The sequence below is a fragment of the Rhodococcus sp. NPDC057529 genome (assembly GCF_042802055.1).
Taxonomy (GTDB): domain Bacteria; phylum Actinomycetota; class Actinomycetes; order Mycobacteriales; family Mycobacteriaceae; genus Rhodococcus_F.
The window spans coordinates 154,663-160,583 of record NZ_JBHVEY010000012.1; the positions used below are offsets into that span (position 1 = coordinate 154,663).

Consider the following 5,921-nt stretch of genomic DNA (forward strand, 5'->3'; position numbering starts at 1 on the left):
GTTGAGAGTACACTCGACCTAAAGGGGTTAGAAACCCTCAAATCACCATTGCTGTCGATCATGACGGTCCGTGATGGGGCCTGGGTCGCCGGCGACCCGGTAGCAGTCGACGCGTCGCTGCGTCCCGCCGCGACCGAGAGGACGAAATAGCATGCAAAATCTACTCTTTGGATTGTTGACGGGTGCCATTCTCGCGGTCGCGACCTCCGGCTTCGCCTTGATCCGCAACACGGAGCGCTTCCTGCACATCGCCCACGGGCAGTTCATGGCCCTCGGCGCACTGATCGCACTGTCACTGACTCAACTGGTCGGGCCCCTGATCGCCTTCCCCGCAGCGGTGCTCGTGACAGCCGGTCTCGGCGTCCTCTGCGGCAAGGTCTTCTTCGACCCCATCAAGCATCAGGGCGCCAACGTGATGCTGTTCACCTCGGTCGGTCTGGCCTTCCTGGTCTACGCCGCGATGACGGCAATCTTCGGCACACAGATCAAGACGTTCCCCGTCGAACTCGGAACCGCCCGCAAGTTCGGTCCCATCGCCGTGGCCCCGGGCGAGCTGATCCTGCTGCTCGTGGCGGCCATCATCGCGATCGGACTGTGGATTCTGCTGGCGAAGACCGCCGTGGGCCGGAGCATCCGGGCCGTGTCCTCCAACCGTGAACTCGCGCAGATCCGCGGCGTGCAGATCAACCGCATCAGTTCCGTGGTCTGGGCACTCAGCTCCGGATTGGCAGCAATCGCCGGGATCATGCTGGGCATTCTCGGCTCGGTCTCCACCGAAGCCGGCTGGACCTACATCCTGCTCGTGCTGGCTGCCGCGGTACTCGGTGGCGTGAGCAACATCTTGGGTGTCGTCGCCGCGGCGATGCTGCTCGGCCTGGTCATGGACCTCAGCGCCCTCGTCGTCGATACGGCGTTCCGGCCCGTGATCGCGTTCGTCCTCCTCATCGGAGTCCTCCTCGTCCGTCCCCAGGGAATCTTCTCCTTCCAGGCAAGAAAAGAGGCGATCGCGTGATCTCGATGGCGTTCCTGGCCACCGTCGCCACGATGGCGCTGGTCTATGCGATGGCGACCCAGATCCTCAACCTCGAGGCGGGATGGGGTGGGATGTGGGACCTCGGCGTCGCCGGACTGATCGCCGTCGGCGGCTACAGCTACGTCCTGCTCACCGGTGAACCCGATGCGATGGTGCCCGGCCTCGGGCTGCCGATCATCGTGGGGATGATCGGGGCGGCACTGATCACCGCGGTGGTCGCCGCGCTGATCGGATGGCCCGCCCTGCGTCTGCGCGGCGAGTACTTCCTCATCAGCACCTTCGCGTTCGCCGAGATCATCAGGCAGCTGATCGTTCTCAACAAGGACCTCACCGGCGGAACCTTCGGGATCACCGCCATCGCACGCCCCTTCGAATCGGCAGTCCGCTACGACCTGTACCCGTACCTGCTGCTGGCGATCACTGCGGTGCTCACCGCCGTCGTCTTCCTCCTGTGCTCGCGGATCTCGGGATCGGTGTACGGGCTGGTGCTGCGAGCCGCGCGCGACAACGAACCGCTCGCGATGGCGACCGGGAACTCGATCAAGGCGCTCCGGATGTCGACCTACCCGTTCGTCGGACTCCTGATCGGATTCTTCGTCGCCCCGGCCTTCGTCTGGTTCCTCGGTGCGGTCGTCCCGTCCTCCTTCAGCGCCACGATGACCTTCACGATCTGGGCCGCGCTGGTCATCGGCGGCCTCGGCAGTCGGATCGGACCGGTCGTCGGCGCCCTGCTGCTGACCGCGGTGAGCGAGGCCGTCCGGCTGGTCGAGGTCGCACCCTCACACGCGGGTCTGCTCGCCGCAGTCCAGCCCGCGCTCGTGGGTGTGCTCCTGATCGCCGTGCTGCGGTGGCGCCCCTCGGGCCTGTTCTCCGAGCGCAGCGCGTTCGACCGGAAACGCCGGATCCCGCACACCGAACGAGGTCCAGAACTTCTGCGGGAGAACATCAATCAAGATCTCGATGCAGTGGAAGGCGAACGAGTCTGATGTCGAAACACAATGCCGAGGCACCGATCATGGCCATCCGCGAGGTAAGCAAGTCCTACGGGGGCGTACATGCCGTCCGGGACGTCACACTGGACATCGACAGCACCAAGATCACCGCATTGATCGGACCGAACGGTGCCGGCAAGACCACCCTGTTCAACCTGATCTCCGGATTCGGCACCCCCTATTCGGGAACGATCACCTTCGGCGACACTGATCTCACCGGCCTGTCACCGCACCGCGTCGCCAAGGCCGGCATCGTCCGGACGTTCCAGACGCCGGTGGGCTTCTCGTCGATGACGGTCGCCGAGAACGTCGCAGTGGCGATCGCCGGTCAGGGGCTCGCGAACCCATGGAGCCCCTTCCTGCGGTGGCGCGAGGACAAGCACACCCATGTCGATGCCCTCGACGCAGCACGAGACCAGTTGGCGCTGGCCGGAATTGAAGACCTCGCCGACACCGCGATCTCGGATCTCTCGCCGGGCAGCGCCAAGCTCGTCGAGATCACCCGGCAACTTTCGATGGGACCGAAGATGCTGCTGCTCGACGAACCGGCGGCGGCGATGGCGGTGGACCAGATCAAGACCCTCTCGGAGCTGATCCGCGGCATCATCGCCGACGGTGTCGGTGTGCTGGTCATCGACCACAACCTCGGATTCGTGCTGGACCTGGCCGACATGGTGCACGTCCTCGAATTCGGGGCCGTCGTGGCCTCGGGAACACCAACGGAGATCGGACGTAACGAACGCGTGCGCGAGATCTACCTCGGCGGAGTGGAGGAATCCGATGCTGCTTGACGTGAAGGATCTGGTCACCGGATACGGCGCCCTCGAGGTGGTCCGCGGCGCTTCGCTGCAGGTCGCACGGGGCGAGATCGTGGCCGTCGTCGGACCGAACGGTGCCGGCAAGAGCACACTGCTCAAGGCGATCGCACGGTCACTACCCGTCTCGGCCGGCAGCGTGATCTTCGACGGCACCAACCTCGCGACACTGCCGCAAACAGGGATTTCCGCGCTCGGCATCGGCTACGTCCCGCAGCAGGGAAATGTCTTCCCCGATCTGTCGGTCGCGGAGAACCTGCAGGTGTCCTTCCGCGGCTCGGTCGCCGACCTGCGACGGGAGTCGGAGCTGATCTACGACCGATTCCCGCGCCTGCAGGAACGCCAGCGCCAGGCCGCCAGCACCTTGTCCGGCGGCGAACGCCAGATGCTCGCCGTGGCCTGCGCACTGCTGGGCAAGCCGTCTCTGTTGCTGCTCGACGAACTGACCACCGGGCTCGCCCCGATCGTGGTCCGCGAACGAATCACCGACATCCTGCGCCTGCGCGACGAAGGCGCGGGGGTCCTGTGGGTGATCGAGGAACACCCGCGGATCTGCCTCCCCGCTGTCGACCGTGTGCACTTCATGGCCGACGGCGACCTCGCTCCCGCCATCCCCGCGCAAGATCTGCTGGCCGAGGGCGCGCTGGAGGAACTGTTCTTCGGAGCAGTGTCATGACGACCGAGGAGGTTTGTACACGCTGATTACTGCGCAGTAGGCAGTTGCGAGGCAGCGTGGAACAACGCGGACAAAGGAGGGGATTTCACGACCCTCATACCTCGAATCCGTTGCTGCATAAGGCAAGCCGAACACGGAAACGCTCAACTGGACCTTGTGAGAAGCGCGCTAGGACGCTATGATTCTTTTCACAATATATCTGAATCCCCCCAGTGCGAGCGCCGGCCGTGTTTCGCAGCCGCAGCCGCTGCCGATTCCGACCCCATTCTTGCTCGAGTTACAGCCCAATTTTGATCGAAAGGCGTCATACCGTGAATGCTCTCAATCGCTTCTGGCATCCGCTGACAACCTCTGACAAGGTCGTCGAACAGCCGCGGCGGTTTACCCTCCTCGATGACTACGTGGTGGCCTACCGCGATGCGGATGGGGTGGCTGCCTTCCGCGACCTCTGCATCCACCGCGGCGCCGCGTTGTCACTTGGCTGGGTGCGTGACGGGAAGCTTGTGTGCCCCTATCACGGGTGGCAGTACGACCGCTCCGGAGCATGCGTCCGCATCCCGTCCCGTCCGGCCGATGCTCCGATCCCGCCCTCGGCGAAGGCTTTCCGTTACCACGTGCAGGAGCGGTACGGGCTGGTGTGGGTGGCGATCGCGGACCCGCAGTACGGCGTCCCCGACTTCCCCGGCGACATCTTCGATCTGCCGGAGTGGAAGTCGTTCATGAGCTACAACGAGGTGTGGACGACCTCCGCCTCCCGCGCGGTGGAGAACTTCATGGACTTCTCGCACTTCCCCTACGTGCACGAGGGACTGCTCGGTACCGAGGACAACGCCGAGATCGCGCCCTACACCGTCGAGAAGCGTGAGGACGGCCTGCACTACTGGCTCGAGCAGGAAGAGCCCAGCGACCTCTACGGCGCCGACGGCACCCAGTTGGTGCGCTACGAATACACCCTCGTGGTGCCCTTCACCATCCACCTGAAGAAGATCGAACTCGGCACCGGACGCGAGACGTTCATTACCCAGTTCACCTCGCCGCAGACCGCGACCACCACCGAACTGTTCGTGTACATCGTGCGTAACCACTCGCACGACGAGCCCGACAGCAAGTTCGGCGACTTCACCAACAAGATCATGGAGCAGGACCGGGTCATCGTGCAGAGCCAGCGACCCGAGAACCTTCCCGCCTCACTGCGTGAGGAGCTGCACATCAAGGTCCCGGATGCGGCGAGCTTGCTCTACCGTCAGCGGCTCGCCGCGTTGGCCAGCGTCGAGGTCGACGGCCCCTACGGCGCATGAGCGGCGCGAGCGATGACTCAGCAAACTAGCCACCAGGTCCGTGTGGTCAACCGGGACCTCCACGGCACCGACGTCGTTGCGCTGCAATTGCGAGGTGAGAACGCACTCCCGGGATGGACCCCCGGCGCGCACATCGACGTCGTGCTGCCGTCGGGACTGGTCCGCCAGTACTCCTTGTGCGGCCCGGAGCAAGGCGACTATCTGATCGCCGTGCTCGATCAGCCCGACGGCCGAGGCGGATCGCGCGAGGTGCACGAAAGTCTCTCCCTGGGAACGGAACTGACTATCATCGGACCCCGCAACAGGTTCGAACTGCTCGACGCGGAGCGGTACGTCTTCGTGGCCGGCGGGATCGGTATCACTCCGATCCTGCCGATGATCGAAAAGGTCGCCGCCACCGGAGCGCCGTGGACACTGCTCTACGGCGGCAGGTCGCGAGATTCGATGGCGTTCTTGGACCGGCTCGACCAATGGTCCGAGCACGTCCAGGTGATACCCGAGGACGAGCAGGGCCGGATGGATATCGCGGCACTGCTCGGCCCCCTGGTCGGGGCGGCGGTCTACACCTGCGGCCCACCCGGGCTCATCGACGCCGTTCGGGGCGTCGTCGACGCCTGGCCGTCGGGCAGCTTCCACTTCGAGCGATTCAGCGGCGCCGACACCGTCCTCGAGACCACGGACAACGAGGCCTTCGAGGTGCAGTTCGGATTCGACGGCCCGGTGGTGCCGGTGGCCGAGAACCAGACCGTGCTGCAGGCAGTACTGGACGCCGGCGCGGATGTGCTGTACTCCTGCGAGGAGGGCAGTTGCGGGAGCTGCGAGACAACGGTCCTCGAGGGCGATGTCGTACATCGGGATTCGCTGCTCACTCCCGACGAGCGCGCCGCAGGATCGATGTTGATCTGCGTCTCGCGAGCATCCTGTCCACGGCTCGTTCTCGATATCCCGCCACCGTGATGAGGGCGGGCGTGGGGGGGGGGGGGGGGAGGGTGGAGGGGGGGGAGAGGAGCGGGGGGAGGGGCGGGGGGGGTTGGGACATCGGGGTGGGGAGATAGGGATTGTGGACGAAGCGAGGAGGCGGGGTGGGCAGGTGCGGGGTGCAGGGCG

6 protein-coding genes are annotated in these 5,921 nt (G+C 65.2%); all 6 read left to right on the forward strand.

The features are described 5' to 3' along the window. Positions 1-151 precede the first annotated feature (151 nt). The 6 genes from ACFU5V_RS24200 (at position 152) to ACFU5V_RS24225 (ending at position 5,771) form a co-directional block, all read left to right on the forward strand. Complete coding sequence (locus ACFU5V_RS24200) at positions 152-1,012, forward strand: branched-chain amino acid ABC transporter permease (RefSeq protein WP_378702550.1); 861 nt, start codon at positions 152-154, stop codon at positions 1,010-1,012. A gap of 5 nt (positions 1,013-1,017) precedes the next feature. Then, the gene (locus ACFU5V_RS24205) at positions 1,018-2,019 is read left to right on the forward strand and encodes a branched-chain amino acid ABC transporter permease (RefSeq protein ID WP_378702702.1); all 1,002 of its coding nucleotides are present in this window, start codon (positions 1,018-1,020) and stop codon (positions 2,017-2,019) included. Beyond that, positions 2,019-2,816: an ABC transporter ATP-binding protein gene (locus ACFU5V_RS24210; protein WP_378702552.1), complete on the forward strand. Its 798-nt coding sequence runs from the start codon at positions 2,019-2,021 to the stop codon at positions 2,814-2,816. The genes ACFU5V_RS24205 and ACFU5V_RS24210 overlap by 1 nt, the downstream gene beginning before the upstream one ends. Further along, the gene (locus ACFU5V_RS24215) at positions 2,806-3,516 is read left to right on the forward strand and encodes an ABC transporter ATP-binding protein (RefSeq protein WP_378702554.1); all 711 of its coding nucleotides are present in this window, start codon (positions 2,806-2,808) and stop codon (positions 3,514-3,516) included. Before ACFU5V_RS24210 ends, ACFU5V_RS24215 begins: the two co-directional genes overlap by 11 nt. 311 nt (positions 3,517-3,827) lie before the next feature. Further along, positions 3,828-4,814: a Rieske 2Fe-2S domain-containing protein gene (locus ACFU5V_RS24220; RefSeq protein ID WP_378702556.1), complete on the forward strand. Its 987-nt coding sequence runs from the start codon at positions 3,828-3,830 to the stop codon at positions 4,812-4,814. Positions 4,815-4,826: 12 nt separating this feature from the next. Beyond that, on the forward strand, positions 4,827-5,771 hold the full coding sequence (locus ACFU5V_RS24225; RefSeq protein ID WP_378702558.1) for a PDR/VanB family oxidoreductase: 945 nt from the start codon (positions 4,827-4,829) through the stop codon (positions 5,769-5,771). The last annotated feature ends 150 nt before the right edge of the window (positions 5,772-5,921 follow it).